Source organism: Pseudarthrobacter phenanthrenivorans, from assembly GCF_000813845.1.
GTDB classification, from domain to species: domain Bacteria; phylum Actinomycetota; class Actinomycetes; order Actinomycetales; family Micrococcaceae; genus Arthrobacter; species Arthrobacter phenanthrenivorans_B.
Map to the genome: position 1 here is coordinate 1 of NZ_JWTB01000027.1, position 21,837 is coordinate 21,837.

The 21,837-nt window shown below is 66.0% G+C and carries 22 protein-coding genes; 5 read left to right on the forward strand and 17 right to left on the reverse strand.

Going from position 1 to position 21,837, the window contains the following annotated elements:
- The 12 genes from RM50_RS14055 to RM50_RS14110 form a co-directional block, all read right to left on the reverse strand.
- Window positions 1-420: Gfo/Idh/MocA family protein (locus tag RM50_RS14055; protein ID WP_043453999.1), on the reverse strand; the 420-nt coding region annotated here is incomplete at its 3' end.
- Complete coding sequence (locus tag RM50_RS14060; RefSeq protein ID WP_043453827.1) at window positions 417-815, reverse strand: C-glycoside deglycosidase beta subunit domain-containing protein; 399 nt, start codon at window positions 813-815, stop codon at window positions 417-419. The genes RM50_RS14055 and RM50_RS14060, both read right to left, overlap by 4 nt.
- Before the next feature lie 8 nt (window positions 816-823).
- Window positions 824-1,594: a nuclear transport factor 2 family protein gene (locus tag RM50_RS14065; RefSeq protein WP_043453830.1), complete on the reverse strand. Its 771-nt coding sequence runs from the start codon at window positions 1,592-1,594 to the stop codon at window positions 824-826.
- Window positions 1,595-1,602: 8 nt separating this feature from the next.
- Window positions 1,603-2,628, reverse strand: a complete 1,026-nt coding sequence (locus RM50_RS14070; protein ID WP_043453833.1) for a sugar phosphate isomerase/epimerase family protein — start codon at window positions 2,626-2,628, stop codon at window positions 1,603-1,605.
- 18 nt (window positions 2,629-2,646) lie between these two features.
- Window positions 2,647-3,750, reverse strand: coding sequence for a sugar phosphate isomerase/epimerase family protein (locus RM50_RS14075; protein WP_043453836.1), 1,104 nt, complete (start codon window positions 3,748-3,750; stop codon window positions 2,647-2,649).
- Complete coding sequence (locus tag RM50_RS14080; RefSeq protein ID WP_043453838.1) at window positions 3,747-4,142, reverse strand: C-glycoside deglycosidase beta subunit domain-containing protein; 396 nt, start codon at window positions 4,140-4,142, stop codon at window positions 3,747-3,749. Before RM50_RS14080 ends, RM50_RS14075 begins: the two co-directional genes overlap by 4 nt.
- Window positions 4,143-4,212: 70 nt before the next feature.
- Window positions 4,213-5,772 carry a GMC oxidoreductase gene (locus RM50_RS14085; protein ID WP_043453839.1) on the reverse strand — a complete coding sequence of 520 codons (1,560 nt, stop codon included), beginning with the start codon at window positions 5,770-5,772 and terminating at the stop codon, window positions 4,213-4,215.
- A complete protein-coding gene (locus RM50_RS14090) occupies window positions 5,769-6,542 on the reverse strand; it encodes a TIM barrel protein (protein WP_043453841.1) in 774 nt (257 codons plus the stop codon). The genes RM50_RS14085 and RM50_RS14090 overlap by 4 nt, the downstream gene beginning before the upstream one ends.
- A gap of 28 nt (window positions 6,543-6,570) precedes the next feature.
- Window positions 6,571-6,942 (reverse strand): nuclear transport factor 2 family protein, encoded by a 372-nt coding sequence (locus tag RM50_RS14095; RefSeq protein ID WP_052260242.1) that lies wholly within the window; start codon window positions 6,940-6,942, stop codon window positions 6,571-6,573.
- 6 nt (window positions 6,943-6,948) lie between these two features.
- Window positions 6,949-7,785 (reverse strand): carbohydrate ABC transporter permease, encoded by an 837-nt coding sequence (locus tag RM50_RS14100; protein WP_043453843.1) that lies wholly within the window; start codon window positions 7,783-7,785, stop codon window positions 6,949-6,951.
- A gap of 3 nt (window positions 7,786-7,788) precedes the next feature.
- A complete protein-coding gene (locus tag RM50_RS14105; protein WP_043453845.1) occupies window positions 7,789-8,748 on the reverse strand; it encodes a carbohydrate ABC transporter permease in 960 nt (319 codons plus the stop codon).
- A 52-nt stretch (window positions 8,749-8,800) separates the two neighbouring features.
- Window positions 8,801-10,096 (reverse strand): extracellular solute-binding protein, encoded by a 1,296-nt coding sequence (locus RM50_RS14110; RefSeq protein WP_043453847.1) that lies wholly within the window; start codon window positions 10,094-10,096, stop codon window positions 8,801-8,803.
- A 237-nt stretch (window positions 10,097-10,333) separates the two neighbouring features.
- Here RM50_RS14110 and RM50_RS14115 point away from each other — a divergent pair, with 237 nt between their 5' ends.
- Window positions 10,334-11,278, forward strand: coding sequence for a LysR family transcriptional regulator (locus tag RM50_RS14115; protein WP_043453850.1), 945 nt, complete (start codon window positions 10,334-10,336; stop codon window positions 11,276-11,278).
- Between the two features lie 82 nt (window positions 11,279-11,360).
- On the opposite strand, the gene RM50_RS14120 is transcribed toward RM50_RS14115, so the two are convergent.
- Both RM50_RS14120 and RM50_RS14125 read right to left on the reverse strand, forming a co-directional pair.
- Entirely contained in the window at window positions 11,361-12,842 is a 1,482-nt protein-coding gene (locus RM50_RS14120) for a C-glycoside deglycosidase beta subunit domain-containing protein (RefSeq protein WP_043453852.1), read from the reverse strand.
- 32 nt (window positions 12,843-12,874) lie between these two features.
- The gene (locus RM50_RS14125; RefSeq protein WP_043454005.1) at window positions 12,875-14,167 is read right to left on the reverse strand and encodes a C-glycoside deglycosidase beta subunit domain-containing protein; all 1,293 of its coding nucleotides are present in this window, start codon (window positions 14,165-14,167) and stop codon (window positions 12,875-12,877) included.
- Window positions 14,168-14,274: 107 nt separating this feature from the next.
- On the opposite strand from RM50_RS14125, the gene RM50_RS14130 reads away from it, so the two are divergent.
- Window positions 14,275-15,144, forward strand: a complete 870-nt coding sequence (locus RM50_RS14130) for a ThuA domain-containing protein (RefSeq protein WP_043453854.1) — start codon at window positions 14,275-14,277, stop codon at window positions 15,142-15,144.
- A gap of 3 nt (window positions 15,145-15,147) precedes the next feature.
- Here the strand turns inward: RM50_RS14130 and RM50_RS14135 are convergent, their stop codons facing one another.
- Window positions 15,148-16,083 (reverse strand): carbohydrate kinase family protein, encoded by a 936-nt coding sequence (locus RM50_RS14135; RefSeq protein ID WP_043454007.1) that lies wholly within the window; start codon window positions 16,081-16,083, stop codon window positions 15,148-15,150.
- 42 nt (window positions 16,084-16,125) lie between these two features.
- Window positions 16,126-16,923, reverse strand: a complete 798-nt coding sequence (locus tag RM50_RS14140; protein ID WP_043453856.1) for an alpha/beta hydrolase family protein — start codon at window positions 16,921-16,923, stop codon at window positions 16,126-16,128.
- A gap of 136 nt (window positions 16,924-17,059) precedes the next feature.
- Between RM50_RS14140 and RM50_RS14145 the strand changes: the two genes are divergently transcribed.
- The gene (locus tag RM50_RS14145) at window positions 17,060-17,707 is read left to right on the forward strand and encodes a cyclodeaminase/cyclohydrolase family protein (protein WP_043453859.1); all 648 of its coding nucleotides are present in this window, start codon (window positions 17,060-17,062) and stop codon (window positions 17,705-17,707) included.
- A gap of 44 nt (window positions 17,708-17,751) precedes the next feature.
- Complete coding sequence (locus RM50_RS14150; protein WP_043453862.1) at window positions 17,752-18,492, forward strand: SDR family NAD(P)-dependent oxidoreductase; 741 nt, start codon at window positions 17,752-17,754, stop codon at window positions 18,490-18,492.
- Between the two features lie 4 nt (window positions 18,493-18,496).
- On the opposite strand, the gene RM50_RS14155 is transcribed toward RM50_RS14150, so the two are convergent.
- A complete protein-coding gene (locus tag RM50_RS14155; protein ID WP_052260244.1) occupies window positions 18,497-20,077 on the reverse strand; it encodes a glycoside hydrolase family 32 protein in 1,581 nt (526 codons plus the stop codon).
- 280 nt (window positions 20,078-20,357) lie between these two features.
- Between RM50_RS14155 and RM50_RS14160 the strand changes: the two genes are divergently transcribed.
- Complete coding sequence (locus RM50_RS14160) at window positions 20,358-21,809, forward strand: glycoside hydrolase family 32 protein (RefSeq protein WP_043453865.1); 1,452 nt, start codon at window positions 20,358-20,360, stop codon at window positions 21,807-21,809.
- Window positions 21,810-21,837 lie beyond the last annotated feature (28 nt).

Genomic DNA, 21,837 nt, shown 5'->3' on the forward strand with positions numbered 1-21,837 from the left:
GGGGGGGACCCGCCGGTAGGTGAAGCCCACCATGGCGCGGATTCCCAGTGCCGCCGCCTTTCCAGCCGCCTCCGCCATCGACTCGGCTTCGGCCACCGTGTTGGCGAGCGGCTTCTCGCACAGCACGTGCTTGCCCGCTTCGAGCGCTGCGATGGCGATCTCGGCGTGCGAGTCACCGGGTGTGACAATGTCGACGACGTCGATATCGTCCCGGGCCACCACCTCGCGCCAGTCGGTGGCCGACTCAGCCCATCCCCACTTCTGCGCGGCGGCTGCCACCGCCTCCGCGTTGCGCCCCACGAGGACGGCCATCTCCGGCTCTGCCGGCAGGTCGAAGACCCGCGGGGCGGTGCGCCAGCCCTGCGAATGGGCCGCTCCCATAAAGCCGTAGCCGATCATGGCTACGCGGAGGCGTGTCATGCCAGCACTACCTTGCGCTCGACGGCCACCCGGTTGCCCACGTAGCGCATGGGGGCGATCTGCATGTACAGGAGGCGAAGGGTCAGGATCACTTCGACGTCGATTTCCTCGCCGGCCTCCGGGACACGGTCCAGCGGGATAATGATCTCCGGCTTGTCGGCGACGAACCACAGGGTCTCCCACTGGTCCGGAAGCTCGGCGATGGAATAGGAGTTGCCCTGAAGTTCGAAGCGGAGTGATTCCTTGGGGATTTCTTTCCCGTCGACAGTGGCCGCCACATCGTCGACGGCGGACAGCCAGAGGCTGCGGTACCAGGGCAGCTGTACGGAGACGGAGATGCCCTCGGGGTGCCGGCGGACGTCAGCGTCCTGGAACAGGGAGTTGTGGGTTGCCATGATGGTCCTTACTCGAAGGTCTCGACGAATGTCTGGTGGGGCACTGGCGGCTGCGGTTCCAGCGTCTGCCTGGCCGACGGATGATAGGGGTGGTATTCACTGGGGACGGGCTCGTCCGCCGGAGGCATGAAGACGGGCTTGCCATCGTCGCCGAAGTACATAAGGTCCAGCGCGAAGGCGTGCTGGTTCTTCCCGGCAAAACTGATCCAGTTTTCCTCAAAAGGTGCACGGAGGAGCTCGTAGCAGCGGAACTTCCAGATCTTCCATTCGCCGTCCTGGCGCAGGAAGTCCACCGCGTACTTGCACCAGACCCAGTGGGCCCAGACCTTCTTGCCCTGTACCTCCCCCGGCGAGTACATGTAGTCCGGGCTGTCCTTGGCCACTTCCGGGTCGGTCAGGCCGGACTCGTTGCCGGCCATGATCCAGACGCCCTTGGCGGTGTTGCCATCCGCGGCCACCTCGATGACGGGCGTGGTGGTGTAGTGCAGGATCAGCTTGCCCTCGGGCCGCGGACGGTCCTGGTGGTAGCGGATGACGCTGTCATGGTCCGTGTACTGGCCGGCGTTGGTGTACCTCGCCCGGATGCCGGGGGTACCCGGCTTGACCCACAGCGGGATGATTTGTTCATCCTCAAAGGCATTGTGGAGGTACATATAGCGGTTGAACAGGTTCTCGATGTCGCCCCGGTCATTGGCCCTGCGGGCCAATTTCAGGGCTTCGGCCAGTTCGCCCCGGAGCCGCTCCACCTCTGCCGTAAAGTCTGTATCGATTGCAGGCATGGGTCTCCTTAGGCCGGTACCACGGACTCTTCGATGGCGCGCCGCATGAGTGCATGCTGCTTCTTGACCAGCTCGATCGGGTCCGATTCGCCGAGGTCGGCGAAGGCGTGCCCCTCCCATTCGCTGGACAGGAAGCCGGTGTAACCGCCCTTGACGAACTGGCGCACGATCCGCGGGATGTCCATGGCGGGCTCATTGCCGTTTTCGTCGATGTCGTAGAACTTGGCGTGGACGTGGAACATCTGCGGCATGATGTCCAGCCATTCCTCCGGCGGAACCAGGCCGTGCATGTTGAAGGCCAGCCGCGTGAAGGGACCCAGCCGCGCGGGATCGAAGTTGTTGGCGCGCAGGTAGTCCTCGAACTCCTGGTTCCGTTCCTGCATGGGCAGCGGCTTGCGCCAGATGTCCTGCATGACAGCGAAGTGTTCTTCCGGCAGGCCCATCTGGGTCAGGGTGCGGAACAGGGTGGGTGACAGGCTGTGCATGGTGGAGCTGAAGTCGGCGGTGAAACCCAGCCGGTCGCTGCCGAGTTCCTCGTACATCTCGCGGATCTGGAGGATCTTGGGGTCGTTCGGGCCCTGCGGGGCGTGGATTTCGTAGCCCAGTTTCTGGTCGTACTTTTCGGCCAGCGGCAGGAGGCGGCGCAGCAGTTCCTTGCCGGCGGACCGGATGACGATCTTGTGGAAGCCGAGCGTGTTGGCCGTCTTGAGCTGCCTGGCGAAGAAGTCGAACTCCTCGTCCGGGGTCATGTCCCGGTCCTTGCGGCGGCCCATGTCCAGGTTGGTGCCGACGGCGCTGGGGGTCAGGCCGTAGCGGTCCATGCTGTCGCGCCAAAGCTTGACGAAGTCGGCGTCGACGTCGGGATAGGTGCGCAGCATCTGGGCGATGTTGAATTCGACGCCGGGGCCGAGGCCTTCATCGGCCACCGCCTTGATCATCGTCTCGGGCGTGTAAAGCCCGGCAGCGAATTCGGAGGTAAGCGAATAAAGGGTAATGCCAAGCTCAATGCCTGAGCCTGCGATGCCTTCTGACATGTCTTAATTCCTTTTGCTTTAGCCGCGGACGGGTTGGGCGAGGTGGCTGCTGAGGATGCGGCGGGCCTCTGTTGCGTCGGTGATCATGGCGGAACCGGCGTTGGCCGCTGCTGAGCGCTGGACGGCCTGTTCGCCGCGGATGATCTCGAACGGGTCCTGCCAGTTGTTCCAGTGCCAGCCTTCGTATTCGCTGGAAATGGCGCCGGAATAGCCGTTTTCCACCAGCTGCCGGACCAGGTCCCGTACCGGAACCGAGGGCTCCTCGCCGTTCTCGTCGATGCCGAAGAACTTGCCGTGCACGTGGCGGACCCACGGCATGATTTCCAGCCAGGTGTCGATCGGGGCCGGCCCGAACAGGCCCGTGCCGTTGATCCCGAAGTCGATGCCCAGGTCCGGCCTGCCGTTCCGGGCGGCGAGGCCGATGAAGGCGCCGAACCGTTCGCCGTGGACCTTCTGGGTGTTGGGCGGGCCCTCGGCGTAAAAGCCGTCCCACAGCTCCACTACCTGCCGGAGCAGATCCTCGGAGGCACCGCGGCGGCGGTAGGCCTCGAGGAGGGAGGGAGCAAAACCGGTGACGGTGGCACCCCAGTCGGCGGTGAATCCCAGCAGCGGGGAGTTGAGTTTTTCGTACCGGTCCCGCAGGGCAAGGACACGCTCGTGCGCGCCGTGCTGGTCGGCGTGGACTTCCAGGGCAAGGGTCACACCATACTGCTCAGCGACGGGCAGCAGGCTCTCCATGGCGTCCGGAGTCAGCGAGATCTGCACGCGGGCAATCGGGAAACCGAGCCTGGCGGCCATTTCGATCTGCTTGCGCATGTACTCCACAAGCTCGTCGTGGTTCATCAGCCGGTCGCGCCGGATTCCCGTGTCCACATTGACGGCGAGCGAGGTAGGGACCAGGTCCACCTCTTCCACGAGGTCCCGGAAATGGCCCACAAAGGCATCGTCGACGCGGTCCGGAAAGCCGCGGAGGCTGGAGAAGCCGATGATTTCGAGCCCCGGGCCGAAACCCTCTGCCGCCACCTTTCGGATCAGGCCGTCAAGGTCGTACTGCCGGCCGTGGAAGGCCCGGGTGAAGCTGTAGAGGGTGACGCCCTGGATGGGCGTGCCGGGGCTGGTCATCGCTGTGCCACCTTCATGGTTTTAGTGTCGTGCTCTTCGATGTGCAGCACGCCGTGGTCGGTGATGATGTAGGGGATGTAGAGCTTCAGGTCCACGCGGACCTCGTGCTCCGCCTGGTCGTCCGCAACCGGAAGATCGCCGGAAAGGACGGCCGAGTCCAGCGGGAACCACCACTCACCGGTTTCGTCCACCAGCTCATCGAAGCTGAAGGTGCGGTTGTTCATGGTCCAGCGCAGCGACTCTTTCGGGGCGGCGACGCCGTCCACCGTCAGGGCCGCCCCTGCAATGCAGGACCCGGGAAGGGCCCGGTACCAGGGGATGCGGACTTCGACGGCGGTCCGGCCACTGCCGGTGGTCAGTGTTCCCTGCTCAATGATGCGGTCGGCGATCATCGCGACCTCCTTGTCTGCGGCATTCCTTGCCTGTACTTGCGTGGAAAAGTGGCGTGATGCCTCTTCTTCATTATTTAGACATTGTATTGTCTGATTCTGACATAAGTAAAGCGCTGCCGATCCCGGCGGCGATCCTCCTGGCCCCCCGCACCGCGAGCGCTACTGCCGTGAGCGTGGGGTTGCATGCGGTGGGGGTGGGAATGACGCCATTGCCGGCCACGAAGAGGCCGGGGACCTGCCATACCTGGCTGTCGGGCGAGCAGACGCTCTCGCCGTCGTCCGCCACGCCCATCCGCGTGGTGCCCTGGTAGTGCAGCGACGATCCCGGCGGGAGGACGAATGGACGCTCGTCCAGCGGCTCACCGACCGCCTTGCCCAGGCGGACTATCTCCTTTTTGGCGCGCTCCAGCACCTCACGGTCCCGCCCGGTGAGGCGGTAGTGGATCCTCATGGCGGGCATGCCGTAGGAGTCGCTGGCACCGTCGTCGAATGCCACCCGGTCCTCGCGCTGCAGGTCCTTGGCGCAGAACAGCCCCAGCCCCACGATGGAGCCCGGCACAACGGGGTCATCGTCCGCCAGCGGGACGGGCGATGCGTCCAGCTGCATGATCTGGCCATGGAAGGGAGCCTCGTCGGTGTAGGGAACCCAGGCCACCCCGCTCTGTTCACTGAGTGCGCCGTTGGCGGTGGCCGGCCCCTTCGGGGCGGTGACGTCCCGCAGCCTGCTGGCGAACACCACCTGGGCCTGGTCGTTCAGGTAGCGCCCCAGTGCGTCCGGCCGGATGCCCGAAGCCCACAACAACTGGGGGGTACGCAGGGCATCGGCACCCACCACGACGTAGCGGGCCCCCACCCGGTGGGTGGTGCCACGGCGGCGGTCATGGACTTCAACGCCGGCGGCGATGCCGCCCTCGACCAGTACACGGGTCACCAACGACTCATCAAAAAGTTCAAACTGCGGGTTTTCCCGGGTGACATCCCCCATGACGACGTCGGAGCCGGACCATAACAGGCGCCCGTCCGCGCGCCGGTGGACGGCGAGGGGCATGGGCTGGACGCGATAGGCGGGTGCCCGGCCGGCGTCCACCACGGCGGACAGGCGCGTCCGGACGAGATCGGAAAAGGGCGCACCGTCGAAGGCGTGCGTGGTGACGCCGAGGAGCCGGTCCGCGTCCGCAAGGAGTTCGTCCAGGTCCGGAAGGAACGGAATCCGCTCCTTGCCGCCGGGCCGGGGGCACGCGGCGGTCCAGTGTGCGGCCATGCCGCCCACGTTGCTGGACATGGCCGCGACGGGCATGCCGTCCTCACCGGGGAAAGAGTAGCCGTCCTGCAACAGGTACGTTCCCGGCCTTGCCCTCCGCTCCCCGCTCTTGACGGCGCCGGGAGAACTTACCGTCTCGGCGCCCGCGCCGGGGCCTTCCGATGCACGCTGGGCGAGGCTTCTGCTGTCCGGATCCTCGATGTTCTTGACGTGGGCGCCGGGCGGGTTGCTGACCGTGGGGCCCACCTCGAACATCGCGATGGTGGCTCCGGGAGCTTCCTCACTGAGGATCCGGGCGTAGGCCGAGGCCGTGGGGCCGCTGCCGACGATGGCGACATCCACGGATCCGGGGTAGCGGCCGGTGCTCACTTGCCTGCCACCAGTTCCTGGATGCGCCGGACGGACTTGGCCGAATCAATGGTGGGGTAGTACTCAAGCCCGATGGGGCCTGCATAACCGCTGCTGCGCAGGTCACCCAGGCGGGCGGCCCAGTCGATGGATCCGGAGCCGGGCTCGCCGCGGCCCGGGGCGTCGGCAATCTGCACGTACTTGACGAGGTCTCCGGCGTTGGCCAGCTCGGCGGCCACGTCCTCGCCTTCAACCGTGGAGTGGTAGAGGTCGTAGAGGACGCCGAAGTTGGGCGAATTGACGCCCTTGGCCACGTAAACCGCCTCCGAGGTGCGGTCCAGGAGTGCACCGGGGTGGTCCACCCGGATGTTCACCGGTTCGAGGACCAGTGTGATGCCGGAACCCTCAATGTGGGCCACGCCCTTGGTGAAGATCTCGATCAGCTCATCCAGCTGGTCCTGCCGCTTCCGGCCGCCGAAACCGGTGCCGCTGCCCACGACGATCCGGGGGCAACCGAGCTGGCGGGCCACGTCCACGCCCGCGTCCAGCCCCGTGTAGAAGGGCGCGTGGTCCTTGGGCGGGATCATGAACTGCATCCGCGGCTCCGCCAGCTGGGCGGTGAGCTGGACGCCGGTTTCCTCAAGTGCCGCCTTGAGCGCCGCGATGTCCTTGCCCGTGGGCCCCCACATCTCCACGGCGTCGAAGCCTGCGGCCGCGGCGGCGCGGACGCGGTCGGGGGCCTCCCCGGCCTCGGCGAACAGCAGGTCGATGTTGGGTGCAAGCTGGTACATGGTTTACTCCTTGGAAAGTTGAAGTGCTCTAGAACATGGGATGGTCGTGGACGGGCCGGTCAGGGACCGGCTGGAGTACGTCCCAGTGCTCCACGATCCGGCCGCCCTCGAAGCGGTAAATGTCGGCGACGGCGGCATCCGGGCGTCCGGGGCCCGACGCACGTATGTGGACCATGGCCAGGTCGCCGTCCACCAGGATCCGCTGGACCTCGAAGCGGGAGTCCGGGGAGCCGTCGAATTTGGGCGCCAGCATCCGGATAGCCTCTTCGGGGCCGTCGCCGATGGTGGGATTGTGTTGGCGGTAATCGTCTGCGACGAGGAATTCGAAGGCTTCCCGCACCCGTTTTTGGGTGTAGAAGATCTCCACGAAGCGTTCGAACGCCGCGCGGTTGTCAGTCATGGCGGATCAGCCTTTAAGGCCGCCGGAGAAGCCCTGGATGAAGCGCTTCTGCGCGAACAGGAACAAGGCCAGGATGGGGATCATCGACACGATGACGATGGCGAAGATGGAGTTCCACTTCGATACCAATGAGCCGATGAAGTAGTACATGGCCACCGGCAGGGTCTGGTTGGCGGACCCGCCCAGGAAGATCAGTGACGTGAAGAAGTCATTCCACACGATGAGCCCGGCGAAGATGGTGACCGTTCCAGTGGCGGGAGCCATCATGGGGAACACCACCTTGGAAAAGATCTGCGTCTTGGTGGCGCCGTCGATCGTGGCGGCTTCCTCGTAGTCCGTCCCCAGGCCGCGGAAAAAGTTCGCGTACAGGAAGATCGACAGCGGCAGGAGCATGCCGGTGTACAGCACGATCAGGCCCCAGGCTGATCCCGTCAGGCCGAGGGAACGGGCGCCCATGTACAGCGGCACGGCGCCGAGCTGGCCCGGAAGAATGATGGCCACCAGGAAGAGGTAGTAGGCCGCTTTGCTCCAGCGGCGGGTGCTGCGGGAAATGACGTAGCCCGTAATGGACCCGAGCGCGATCAGCCCGACGATGCTTCCGGCGGTGATGATGATGCTGTTGACCAGGCCTGCGACGACGTTTGAGTTGCCTGTGGCCGTGAGGACTTTGACGAAGTTGCTGAAGTCCGGGTTGGCGGGGAGCGCCAGGGCGGAGGTGGTGTACATTTCGCTGTCAGGCTTCAAAGCGGTGGTCACCAGGAAGTAGAACGGGGCGAGGAAGACCAGGGCCAGGGCCCAGAGGCCGATTTCCCGGAGCAGGGTCAGTTTGCTGTAGCGGAACATGGGTTAGTCCTCCGGGTTCGATCGCGTCAGCCGCTGCTGAAGAACGGCGAAGATCAGGATGATCGCGGCAAGCACCAGGGCCAGGGCGGCGCCGCCGCCAAAGTTGCCCAGCGCGAACGCCTGCTTGTAGACCTGGGTGGCCAGCGTTTCGGTTGCACCGGCGGGACCGCCGCCGGTGAGCGCCATGATGGGGTCGAAGACCCGGAGGCCCTGCACAATGCCCAGCGTGGTGGCGATGGCGACGGCGGGGCGGATCGCCGGCAGCGTGACGTTGACGAAGCGCTGCCACAGGTTGGCGCCGTCGATGGCGGCCGCCTCCTCCACTTCAACCGGAACTCCGGCCAGGCCCGCCATGAAGATCACCATGGCAAAGCCGGTGGAGGACCAGACCAGCACCACCAGGACGGTCCAGATGGCCCACTGCGGATCGGCAAGCCAGGGCTTCGCCAGCCCGCCTGCGCCGATCGACTTGAGGATGACGTTGATGGGACCGTTGAAATCGAAGATGTATTTCCAGATGTAGGCGGTGGCAAGGGGACTGAGCACCACGGGCATGAAGAAGAGTGTGCGCAGGATGTAGCGCGTCTTGAGGACGCGGTTCAGTCCCAAGGCGATCACCAGCCCGGCAATGTTGCCGAGCAGCACCGAGCCGAAGGCCAGGAACAGGGTGTTGGAAAGGGCGCCGACCTTGGTGGGGTCCTTGAAGATCACCTCAAAGTTCTGCCACCCGGTGATCTTGAAGGATCCGATCCCGGTCCAGTTGGTGAAGGCAAAGAAGCCGCCAATTCCGGTGGCCACGTAGTGGATGGCCACCACGAGGGCGATTCCGGGGAGTGCCCACCACCAGTGTCCGAACTCCATGGAGCGGGACCGGGGGCGGGCGGTCTTGCCCGCCCCCGGTACGCGCCTGCCTCGCCGGGGTGCTTCAGCTGCTTCGCTCTTGGGTTGCATCGTCGCAGTCATGGTATTCCTTGCTTGTCCCTTTGAGTCGTCGGAACGTGGTTGTCGGCGGGCTTTACTGTCCCCAGGCGGCGTCCATGGCCTGAAGGACCTGGTCCACCGTCTTCTGGCCGGTGATCAGCCCCTGCACGCCGGACGCGAGGGCGTCGTAGACCGCCGAGTTGGGCCACTGGGTGTTCGGCAGCGGACCGTACTTTCCACCCTTGATGAGGTCGGCGACATTCTTGTAGGCTCCGCTGCTGAAGTCGTAGCTGTCCAGGCCGCTGACCGGCAGGGCGCCGTCGATTTCTGCGAAGGCCTTGGTCTGTTCAGGCTCGGCTGCCCAGTCGAGGAAGGCCCTGGCGGCGTCCTTGTTCTTGGAAGCAGCGTTGATCGAGAACGCGTAGTTGGCGCTTGCGTAGGTGAAGGGCTTGTCGTCCTTCGCCGCAGGCAGTGCGCGGACATCGAAGTCCGAGCCGGCTGCCGCCGACTTCAGCTGCTTCCAGCTGGGAGCGGGAATGAAGCCGGCAAGCGAAGTTCCGGTGGCCAGGCCCTGGGTGATGGCGTCAAAGCCTGCACCCGCGACGCCCTGCTGGAAGCAGCCGGCGTCATTGAGTTTGGTGACGGCTTCGAGGGCCGACTTCCAGCCGTCAGAGCCGGCGAAAGTGGTCTGGTTGGCTGCCCGCTTTTCGTTCCACTTCGGGTCCTCGGCGTACACCCGGGATCCCGCCAGCGACATTGCCATCAGGCCAGTGTTGGGGGCGGCCGACCCGGCAACGGCGAAGAAGGACTTGCCGTTGGATTGCAGGGTCTTGCACTGCTGTTCCAGCGAGGCGAAGTCCGACGGGAAGTCGGCAACGCCCGAAGCCTTCGCGGCCGTCTCGTTCGCAACCAGGCCAACAACGGTGATTTCCGCGGCCTGGCCGTAGACTTTGTCATCCTTGCCAAAAAGGGTGGCGCTTCCTTCGGGAACCAGCTTCTTGGCGGCGTCGTCCAGCGGCTCGAGGAAGCCGGCCTCAGCGAGGGGCAGGATGCTGCGTCCCTGGCCGGAACCGGGGGTGGTGACCACGATGTCCGAGGCGTTCCCGGCCTGGAGCTGGGTCCGCAGGGTCTGGTCATACGAGTCGTTCGGCTGCGGGTTGAACGTGATCTTCACGTCCGGGTGCGACTTCATGTAGTCCTCTGCCAACACCTGGAAGGGGCTCTCGATGGTGTTGGATGTCGCGAACGACAGGGAAAACTCCTTGGACCCACCCGCAGATGAGTTGCTGCCGGCAGAGCTTGAGCAGCCGGTGAGAGCGAGGGCCGCGATGGTGGGGACGGCGAGGACGCCGATAACCTTCAAACCCGCGGAGCGGCGGTGCTGTGTCATGTTCAGCCTTTCAGACTTCGTTGTCGAAGAACATCCGGGAGCGGTGACCCCGGTCACCCTCAAGTATGAGGGAGATGTGCAGGAAAAGCACATAAGTCTTTGCTATGACAGACATAAGTCTGGCCGTGGTGCACAAATCCACCCGGTTTGCATAGTGGTAGATGATGCAAAGCCCGCTTCATATCGGCGACGCTGATAAGCTCGGGTGACGTATTTCACGAGTGGAAGACCTGTTCCGTGACGAACTATTCCCAGCTGTCCCGGCTTGACCTCAACCTGCTGATTTCGCTCGATGCACTCATCACGGAGCGCAGCGTGACCCGCGCGGCCGAGCGGCTGCACCTGAGCCAGCCGGCGCTGAGCGCTTCCCTGGGGCGGCTGCGGTCCCACTTCGGGGACCCCATCCTGGCGCGGAGGGGCAATGCCTATGAGCTCACCCCCTTCGCGCTGCGTCTTGCCGAGCACACCACCACTGCCTTGGAGGCGGCCCGCCGTGTCTTTGAGAGCCAGGCGACCTGGGAGCCGGCTGAGTCCGAGCGGGAGTTCCTCATCTATGGTTCGGACTACGGTTTCAGCACCATCGGCCGGGCTGTCTCGGAGCTTGCGGCCGAGCGTGCCCCGGGGGTGCGATTCCGGTTCATGCTCCATAACCCCCTGGTGGTGGAGGATGCCGCCAACCGGCTTCGTTCCGTGGACGGCATGGTGATCCCGCATGGCTTCCTCAACGGGCTGCCGTACCAGGACCTCTGGCGCGACGGGTGGGTTGCCGTTGTCTCCTCATCCAACGACGCCGTGGGCACACAGATCACGATGGACAATATTGCCGAGCTCCCGTGGGTCATGACTTACCAGTCCCGGTCCGCCTTCACCTCGGCGCAGCGCCAGATCCAGCAGCTGGGGATTGAGCCGCGGGTGGATGTGGTGGTGGAAAGTTTCCTGTCGCTCCCCCATTTCGTGGCCGGTACCCAGCGGATAGGACTGATCCAGTCCGCCCTTGCCCCGTTTGCGCTGCAGCTCGACGGTGTGCGGATCCTGCCGCTGCCCTTTGACGCCACACCGCTGGTCAACGCCCTGTGGTGGCATCCTGTGCACGACCGGGACTCCGAACACGAGTGGATGCGCGGCCTGTTCAAGGAGGCTGCGGACGTGGTGGCAGCTTCGGCTGCCAAGGGGGCGAATTAGGCACACCGGCCGGGACACAGGAGCTTAAAAGACCGTGGGCCCGGCCTTATCCCCGGCCGGGCCCATCAGCTACGAATGCCGCCTAGGCGGACGCCGGCACGGACCGCATGCTCTTCCGGATGAGGTCGTGCTGCTTCCGCACCAGCAGGAGCGGGTCCACCTCGCCGAGTTCGGCGAAGGCGTGCCCCTCCCATTCACTGGACCAGTACCCGCGGTAGCCGCCGTCGTCGACAAAGACGCGGACCAGCTCCGGGTAGTCAATCGCCGGCTCATTGCCGTCGTCGTCGATGTCGTAGAACTTCGCATGGACGTGCATAATCTGCGGCATGATGTCGGCCCACTCCGCGGGCCGGACGTGGCCGTGCATGTTGAAGGCCAGGTGAGCGAAGGAGCCGAGACGGCCGGGGTCGAAGTCCCGGCTGCGCAGGTATCCGATGAATTCCTCCTGGCGTTCACGCATGGGGGCATCGGTGGCCCAAATGGCCTGCAGCTTCTTGATGGCTTCATCGTCAAGGCCTGCACGGCGGACGGCCCGCAGCAGCGTTGGCGACATGCTGTGCATGGTGGAGGAGAAATCGGCCACGAACCCCAGCAAGGGTGAATCGAGCTCCGCGTATACGTCCCGGACCTTCATGATCTCCGGGGAGTTCGGCCCCAGGGGCGCGTGGATTTCGTAGGCCAGCTTCAGTTCCAGCTGTTCCGCGAGCGGCAGGAGCCGGCGGAGCAGCTGCGGCTTCGCACTCTGGATGCGCACCAGCGGGAAGCCAAGCGTCTTGGCGCCTTGGAACAAGGTCCTGGTGAACTCGAATTCCTCGTCCGGGGTCATGTCGCGGTCACGGCGCCGGCCCATGTCAAGGTTGGCCCCGAAGGAGCTGGCATCGAAGCCATACTTGTCGAAGGCAGCCTTCCAGGTGCGCACGAACCCGTCGTCCACCACGGGATACGTGGGCAGCACCTGCGAGGCGACGATTTCGATGCCGGGGCCGATGCCCAGGTCCGCGACACGCTTGAGCAGGCCGTCGAAGTCGTACCAGCCGGCACGGAATTCGGCGCTTGCTGAGTAGAGGGTCAGCCCCAGCTTAAAGGGGTCTTCCGCGGTACGCTGCGGGGCAGGCGCAGTTACCGCTGCCGGCTCCGGTGCCGGCGCGTTCCGGTCCATCACCGTGAGCTCCAGGGACTGGCGCACGAAGTTGGGGACATACATGCCCGGCCCGCCCTCCTCACCGGGCGCAATCTGCATGTATGGCAGCCTCAGCTCTCCGCTGATCGCAACAGCGTGCACCTCGCCCAGAACCACAGGCGTATCGCGCCTGGCAATCAGATGGGGGTGCTGCTGGAGGTACCACAGGGTTTCGCTCTGGGCGGGCAGGTCAGCCAGCGCGTACCGCGTTCCGTCCAGTTCAAGGCTCAGGTCCTCCTGCGGAACCTCCTGTCCATCCACGGAGAGGGTCAGCTTGGATACCGAGGAGAGCCACAGGCTCCGGTACCACGGGATGGTCAGGGACAGCGCGAGACCGTCCGGGTGCGTGCGCAGGCTTGCATCATCAATAAGTCCGTTGGGCATGGTGTCACTCTTCAATGTTGGCGCGGCGGTGGTCAGTCGAGTTGTCCGGCGATGCGGCGGATCAGCGCGTGCTGGCGGCGGACCTGTTCGATCGCCCGCCAGGGGGTCCGTTCACCTTCGTACTCGCTGGAGAGGTAGCCCGTGTATCCGGCGTCCTTGAGGGCTTTCAGGACCGGGAGCCATGGAATCTGCTGGTCCTCGAGCTGTTCGTTGATGTCGTGGAACTTGGCCTGGATGAAGACCACGTACTGGGCAATTTGGGCGAAGTCCGCGGGGTCGACGCCAATGCCGTCCAGGAAGGCCGGGCGGGTTTCGCGGGTCTCGCCGTGCCGCAGCGGGATGGGGCGGTCCTGGAAGATTCCGGTGTCGATGAGGAGGCCGAAGTTCTTGGTGCCGGTCCGCTCGATGAGGGCGATGTAATCGTCCACCACCGGGTGCTTGATGGGGGTCGGCGAGTGGATTTCGGGGCAGATGATGACGCCCAGTTCATGCGCCAGGTCCAGCGAACGCTCCACCGATTCGGTCCAGATGGGGTCCGGAACCAGGTCGCTGGAGACCACGCCGATCTTGGGCCGGACAAAGCTGAACCCGAGGCGGTGGGCAAGCCTCAGGTCCCGCTGCAGCGCCGCGGCGCCTTCGGTGACCGTCATGGACCGGCCGGGGTGCAGCCGGGTATCAATCCAGGAGCCATAGTTGGTGGGCTCCAGGGAGTACTTCTCCAGGAGCGCGAACCAGTTGTCGGTCCAGGCGGTGGAGGGCTCGGGATAGTGCGGCACGTGCGCCTCACCGAGGATCTCGACGCCGGTGGCCCCGACGTCGGCGACGGAGGCCAGGGCAGTCTCGAGGTCCATCACGGTGCCGAAGTCGTCCATGTAGCTGTAGAGGGACACGCCGTAGCGGAAGGTGCCCTCGCCGCCCTCGGGGGCGAGGGTGACCGCGCGGCTGACGCGGTAGGTGGAGGGCTGGTGCTCCAGCGGAATGTAGGACATCCGGAGCCGGAGCTCAATGCTGAGCTCGTGGACTCCCTGCGGAAGGCCGCCGTCGAACGGAACCGTGACCAGGGCCGCCTCCTCCAGGGGCCAGCGGACGCCGTCGCTGTTCCAGAGTTCCTGCAGCGAGTACTGCCTGCCGCCGAAGGTCCAGCGGGGAACGTCGGCCGGCACGTTCACGAGGTTCCCCACGCGCACGGCGACGCCGTCGATCAGGGAGGCTGCCATTCCCCGGTAGGAAGGCATCCGGAGCCGGAACTGGAAGCCCGTGATTCTGCCGCCCTCACGCACGTTGCGGAAGCCGGATGACTGGATGAGGTCTCTTTCGAGAAGCATCATTGCTCACTCTCTCTAGGTGCAGAACCAGCGTAACATCGTTATGTTAGATTCCAGCAAAAGTTTGTAGACTTTCTTCCAAACTACCGAAGCGAGGCAATGGTGCCATGACCGACATCCTGAACGCCCTCATCCTCTCCGGGCATATGACCCGGGAACACGACAACGAATTCCGCAGCTTCCGCCAGCACAACCAGTGGCTGACGTCAGTACTGGAAGACACCGGCCGGTTCCGGGTGCGCGTGGTGGAGGATCCGCGCGGCCTCGGGGCGAGCGTGATCGACAAATACGACGTTGTGATTGTGGTGTTCGAAGGCCGCGACGGCTACCACGAGAAGGCGGTGGGCTTCGGTGCTGAAACCGACGCCGCCCTGCTGAAATTTGTCCGCGAAGACGGCAAGGGCATGGTCTGGTTCCACGGCTCTGCCGTGCAGGAGGACGACTGGGGATATCCCGAGGAGTACAACACCATGCGGGGCGCGAAGCTCAGCGTTCCCACCGGCCTGCGCCCCCGCCCCTGGGGTGAGGCGCTGCTCCAGACGGCCGAACCACGCCATCCCATCACCGAGGGCATCAGCAACACCTGGACGGTAACGGGCGATGACATCCTCACCGGGGTGGAGCTGCACGAAGGAGCGGAGGTGCTTCTCTCAGTGTTTGATGATCTGGAATCGTACGAGCAAGCACCCATGTGGCCGATGTCCCACTATCCGGTGGCCATCCCGCCGGAAGGACCCAGCGGCCTTCCCGGCATCAACACCCTGCAACCGCTGGCCTGGATCAACAACTACGGCAACGGCCGCAGCTTCACCATCACCATCGGGCACGACATCGACACCTTCCGGCGGATTGAATTCATCCGAATGTTCCCCCGCGGCGTCGAATGGGCGGCCACGGGCAAGGTCACGCTCGAAGGGCCGGACCGCAGGGGTGAGCGCCGCTTCCTTCCCTGGCCCTATTACAACCAGGAGGGGTAGCGGCTACCCGCCCAGCGCGTTCAGCTCGGCCCGCGTGGGCGGGTTGGCCCCTGGGCGGGAGACCGTGACGGCAGCAGCCTTGGCGGCGTGGGCCAGCAGTTCGGCGAGGCCTTCGGCAGGAAGTTCGCGCAGTTCCTGGCGGTTCTGGGCGCCGTCCAGTTCCCTGTCCACGAGGCCGGAGAGCAGCGCCGCCATGAAGGAGTCGCCCGCCCCGACGGTATCCGCCACCTCAACCCGGGGCGCGGCAACCTTGGCTTCGCCGGTCCGGCAGACGCCCCACGGCCCGTCCGCGCCGCGGGTGACCACCACCAGGGCGGGCCCTTCCTCGCCGCCCAGGGCGAGCCAGTCGCGTGCCGAGTCCAGGACGTCCTGCCCGGGGTACAGCCAGGCCAGGTCCTCGTCGGAGGCCTTCACCACGTCGGAGAGCGTGACGAATTTTTCCGCCTGCCGGCGCGCGAAGTCCACATCCGTGACGATGCTCGGCCGGCAGTTCGGGTCGAAGCTGATGGTGGCGGACGGGTGGGCGTATTCGACGGCGGCCAGCACCTCGGTGGCACCCGGCATCAGCATGGTCGCGATGGAGCCGGTGTGCAGTAGGGTGGTGCCCTGCAGCATGAAGCCGAGCCGGTCGGCGATGCCGGGCAGCTCCCAGGTGAGGTCGAACGTATAGGTGGCGGCGCCGTCGTCGTCAATCAGTGCGGTGGCCACGCTGGTGGGCAGGTCGTCCGGCGGAACCGGCAGCATCACTGAACTGGAGCGCAGGTGGGCCGCCACCGAGTCACCGTAGGCGTCACGGCCGTAGCGGCCGATGAACTGCACCGGGTGGTCCAGCCGGGCCAGGCCCACGGCAACGTTGAGCGGGCTGCCGCCCACGTGGGCCTCAATGCCGGAGGCACGCTGGACAACGTCAACAAGGCCTTCGCCGATAACTGTGAGCATGGACATACTCTGCCAGAAACGGGGCGCGCTCAGCAGTTCATGTCAGCGCAGCAGCCGGCCAACCAGCTCCCGGCACGTCCGGTAGGCCTCCGACGTGACGTCGATCAGCGCGAAGTGGTCGCCGGGAACGGTGACCAGCTGCGGGGGCACTGGGCCCAGGCGGCCCGCCTGCACGTACGTGGTGGACATGGCCAGCGGGACGTCGTCGTCATTGTCGGCGTGGACGGCGTAGACGGGCACGTCCAGCGGCAGCGCGGCCATCGGGTCCGCATACCGGAACCGTTCCGGAACGTCCGATGACGGTCCGCCCAGCAGGGTGGCCGCCGCACCGTTGCTGAGGTTGAGCTTTTCGGCCCCTGCCAGGTCCAGCACGCCGGACTGGCTCACCACCCCGGTCAGGCGGACGCCGTCCCCGTGAGCCTGTACCCCACGGTCAGCCGCCGCCAGGCCAAGCCTCCCCAGCCGGTCCCGCCCGGCAGCCCACACAGCCAGGTGGCCGCCCGCGGAATGCCCCAGGGCCACCACCTTGCCCAGGTCCAGGGCGTGCGGCCCGGCGAGCGCGGCGAGTTTGTCGATCCCGGCCAGGATGTCCTGGAACGTGCCGGGCCAGCCCCCGCCGTTCCCGGCGCGCCGGTACTCGAGGTTCCAGGCAGCCATGCCGTGTTCCGCCAGGTCCTTCGCCAGCGGTTCACCCAATTCGGCCCCATACGTGGAGCGCCAGTAGCCGCCGTGGATCACCACCACTACGCCCCGGTGTTTCCCGCCGGTCGGGAGGTCCGGCAGGAAGAGTTCACCCCACTGGCTCGGGTCCTGGCCGTATTCATAGCGGTGGCGTTGCACTGGCCCACTTTAGCTGCCCCCATCACCGGAAGTGGGCCTTGTGTCCGCAGACAGAACCCTCAAACTGGGCCAGTTCGTGCGGCGCGCCACGCCAGCGGTCCGTTTAGCCGCACCGTCCGGTGGGCACGGTTCCCGCATGGAAGATCAGGAAGTGACCACGCAGGATTCAACGGTGGCGGACTGGACGCGGGCGCTGGCGGAGTCCACCGGCTCCCCGGGCGGCGGTGCGGGGACGGGGCTGATGCTCGCCGTCGCGGCGTCCCTGACGTCCATGGTTGCCGGTTACGGCGATGACGACGGCGGCGAGCCGGACAGGATCCGCGGCCGGGCCCAGGCGCTGCGCAAGGAAGCCCTGGACTTGGCCGATGACGACGCCGCCGCCTCGAAGGCATTCGGTGCCGCGTTCCGGCTCGAACCGGGCAAGGAGCGGGAGGAAGCGATCCGGCAGGCATCAGTAGAAGCGGCGGCAGCCTCTGCGGTCCTGGGCGAACGGGCCATCGACGCCATTGACGATCTCGCCTGGCTGGCAACCAAGGGCAACCGGGCATTGGTGGCGGACGTCGTCGTCGCGTTCGGCGCCCTCCGCGCCGCCGTCGCCGGGGCACGCACCAACGTCAGCTTCGACCTGGGCTCGCTCCGCTCCGCGGGTACCGGCCTTGACGAGGTCCGGGAACAGCATCCGGACCTGTGGGCCAGCGTCGAGAAGCTGAATGCCGCCATGGAGCGGATCGACGAGCTGACGGCAGCGATAGACCACAGGGCCGCGCCCACCGACGCCGCTTGAACGGGACGATACTGGGAACCAAAGCAATCCAGAGAGGGCCGCGCATGGCACGCGTTTTCATCACCGGATCCACGGACGGGCTTGGCCTGGCGGCGGCGGAGACGCTGCTCCGGGAGGGGCACGAGGTGATTCTCCACGCGCGGTCCGCGGAGCGGCTCCCCGCGGTGCAGCACCTGCTGGACCGCGGGGCGCAGTGCGTCCTCGGGGACCTGGCCGTGACTGCGGACAACCGGCAGATTGCGGAGCAGGCTAACGGCATCGGCGGCATTGACGCGGTCATTCACAACGCCGGCGTGCTCAGCGGCCCGGCCCTGCTGCCGGTCAACGTGGTGGCCCCCTACCTGCTGACGGCCCTCATCCCCGGCCCGCTCCGGCTCGTGTACCTCAGCAGCGGCATGCACCGCGGCGGCACCACCGGCCTGGACGGCCTGGACTGGGCAGGACGGACGACGACGGCTTCCTACTCCACCACTAAGCTGCAGGTCACTGCGTTGTCGGCAGCGCTGGCCAGGCTGGTGCCGCACGTCGCCAGCAACGCCGTCGACCCGGGTTGGGTGCCCACCCGGATGGGCGGCCGGTCAGCCCCGGATGACCTGGAACTGGGCCATCGGACCCAGGAATGGCTGGCCACCAGCGACGATCCCGAGGCCCTCTCCAGCGGCGGCTACTGGTACCACGGGCAGCGGCAAACACCGCACCCAGCGGCCAACGACCCCCGCTTCCAGGACGCCTTGCTGGCCCGGCTCGCGGAGCACACCGGCGTCACCCTCGGCGCACTGGCCTAGCCCTTCAAGCCGGTGCCGCCAGCTCGCGGATGGTGATTCCGGAAAAGGTGGCCGGGCCGCCGTCTGTGTAGAAGGAGATCCCGGTGTCGCCGTCAGCGAAGTGCACCTGCTGGGAGAGCACGGTGTGCCCGGCGTTGATGAATACTTCCACGCTTTGGGTGTCCACGAAGATCCGCAGGTGCACGGACCGGGCGTTGGGATCGATGGGTGCGGCAGCCCGCGTGTACGGGACCAGTGAGTACCCCGTGAGATCCGACGGCGCCCGGTCAACATAGAGGTCAGCGCCATACTTGCCGATGTTCGTGTGCCGCAGCCCGTCCGCTGAGCGGCCAACGGAAACCCCCACGTTCGTGGCGGCCGCCCACGAAATGTCCAGCTCCAGCTCATACGCATGTCCGCGCCAGGGCAGGACGGCACTGCCGTTGACGGTCCGGTCCGGGAGCGTGGTGGTGGAGGTGACGTGCTGGCTGAGGGCAGTGATGGGGCTGCTCAGCAGGCTGTACCAGCCGCCGGCCTGGCGTTCCAGGCGCAGTTCCCGCACGATCGAGTTCTGGCCGTTGTACCCGTCGGTGGCATCGGTGGGAACATCGCGGGCGGCGTATTTCCAGTTGTTCATCCAGGCCACGGCATATCGGCGCGTGTCCGGCGCCTCCAGGACGGGCCACGTCACCGCCGCGTACCAGTCCCACCCCCAGTCCAGCCACTGTGGGTTGGTGACATCGTCGGCGAGGAACTGCTGGCCGTCCCAGGTTCCGGTCCAGTAGGCGTACGTCATGGGCAGCCCGATGCTGTAGGCGTCCATGCTGGCACCCAGCACCCAATGCCGCGTGCCGTCGCCGGCCGTCATCTCGAAGAGATCGGGGCATTCGATGCCGCCCAAAGCGTGGTTCGGATAGTCGAAATTGCGCTGCAGCTGCCAGTCGCGCAGGTTGGCGGATGTGTAGAACGCGGCGTACCGGGCGCGGCCGATGACGCACACCCATTCCCCGCGGGCCGCGTCCCAGTGGATCTTGGGGTCGCGGAACCACTCGGCGTTCTCGATCTCAGCCTGCGTGGTGGCGGTCCGGCCCCCGGTATTGGGGATCACCGGATCCGGCAGGGCCGTGAACGTATAGCCGCCGTCCGTGGACCAGTAGAGGTACTGCTCCTGGTACTTGCGGATGCCCCCCGTGGGCTGGGTTGCCAGGACAACCAGTGCGCCTGCGCCGAAGCCCGCCGTGTTGGCAGCATCCACGACGGCGGAACCGGACCAGACCGGGAAGTCCGGCTGCAGCGGCAAAGCCACGCCGTGGTGCGTAAAGGCCACGCCATCCGCAGTGGTGGCGTGGTCCCAGCCACCAGGTCCGTTGTTTTGCGCCGAGTGCAGGTAGTAAAGGTGGTACGCGCCATTGAGGAAGACCGGCCGCTGCGGATCGCAGAGCCAGCCCGTTGGCGGGGTCATATGGAAATTGGCCCGGAGTGAGGCCTGGGCGCCGGCAGGAGCGGCCAGGGCATTTCCAAGGAAAAGCGCGAACGCGCCGGCTCCGGTTCCTTGGAGGAGATGGCGGCGGGACAGGGCATTGCGGCAGGACATGGCATGGGTCATCGTTGACTTCCTCTCATGGGGCGGAGGATCCGCCGGGAAGCGCCACCATCGCGGCGGGAACGACGTCGACCCCAGCCTGCGGAAATGATTAAGCGCTTTAGCAGAAGAGGGTAACGCCGGGCAACTTTATCGGTCAAGCGTTTAAGCGCGTCAGCCCCCACGGCGAGCCGGCAACAATCGACGGGGAAAAGAAATCTTGCTAAAACGCTTGATCAAATACCGCCCTCCGCGCTACCTTCAAGGTGATCAAACGCTTTAGCAGAAATGGACATCACCGCCGATGAGCTATCCCGTCTTCTTCCAGCCCGCCGATGCCTGGGTTGGCGACCTTATCCCCTTCCAGAAGGACGGCGAGTTCTGGCTGTTCTACCTTCACGAAATCCGCTCGGAGCCCAAGCCGGGAACCGCCTGGAACCTGGTCACCAGCAAGGACCTGGTCCAGTTCCAGGACCACGGCGTGGCCCTCCCCCACGGCAGCAGCGCGGATCCCGACTTCAACTGCTACACCGGCAGCATCGTGGCCGACGGGTCCGGGATCCACCACCTGTTCTACACCGGGCAAAACCCCGCCCGCCTCGGCGCCGACGGACTGCCCCTGCAGCTGGTTATGCACGCCACCAGCACGGACGGCATGGACAACTGGACCAAGCACCCGGAACTCACCTTCGGCGCACCCGCAGGGTACGAGCCGGGCGACTGGCGGGACCCGTTCGTCTTCCGGGACGAAGCCGCCGGCCTGTGGCGGATGCTGCTCGCCGCCAGGCACTCCGAAGGCCCGGAGCGCCGCCGCGGCGTCATCGCCCAGTGCGTCTCCACCGACCTGATGACCTGGACCCACACGGAGCCTTTCTGGGATCCGCGCCGCTACATCACCCACGAATGCCCTGACGTGTTCGAGTGGAACGGCTGGTGGTACCTGGTCTACTCGGAGTTCTCCGAAACCTTCACCACCCGGTACCGCATGGCCAAGAGCCCCACCGGTCCCTGGACGGTGCCGGCCCTGGACAGCGTGGACGGCCGCGCGTTCTACGCCTCGAAAACGGCAGCGCGGGACGGCCGGCGGTTCTTCTTCGGCTGGATCGCCAGCAAAGAGGGGCATTCCGACGACGGCGCCTGGCAGTGGGCGGGCACCATGGCGGTGTTGGAGGCCCGGCAGAACCCGGACGGGACGCTGGCGTTCGGGTTCAGCGACGAACTGGTGGACAGCTTCTGGGACGAGGTGCCTCTGGAGCTGGACGGTGCCGCGCCTTTCCCGACGCTGCCCCTCCGGCTGGACGTCCCGGACGGCTACAGCGCCGCCGTCTCCGGCAACCCGATGCCCACCCAGTTTCACGCCAGGGCAGTGTTCGACATCCAGGCCGGCACCACCGAATGCGGGCTGCTGATCCGCTCCACCCCGGACGGCGACCACTCCTATGTCCTCCGCCTCGAGCCGAAGCGCGGACGGCTGGTCTTCGACCGCTGGCCCCGGACCATTACCGGCGACGGGCAATGGCAGGTGTCCGGGGATGTCCCGTTCGCCATCGAACTTGAGCGTCCCTGCGACCTCGCACCGGGAAGCCACACGCTGGAAGTCATCGTCGACGGCGACCTGTGTGTCGCCGTCGTGGACCGGCAGGTGGCTCTCAGCACCCGCATCTACGACCTGGCCGCCGGCGGAATAGGCGTCTTCGCCGGCGAAGGGTCCGTTACTGTTACCGATTTCGAAGTTCGCAAGCGCACCGACAACTGAATACCACCCTTCCGTTCCATCCGACCCA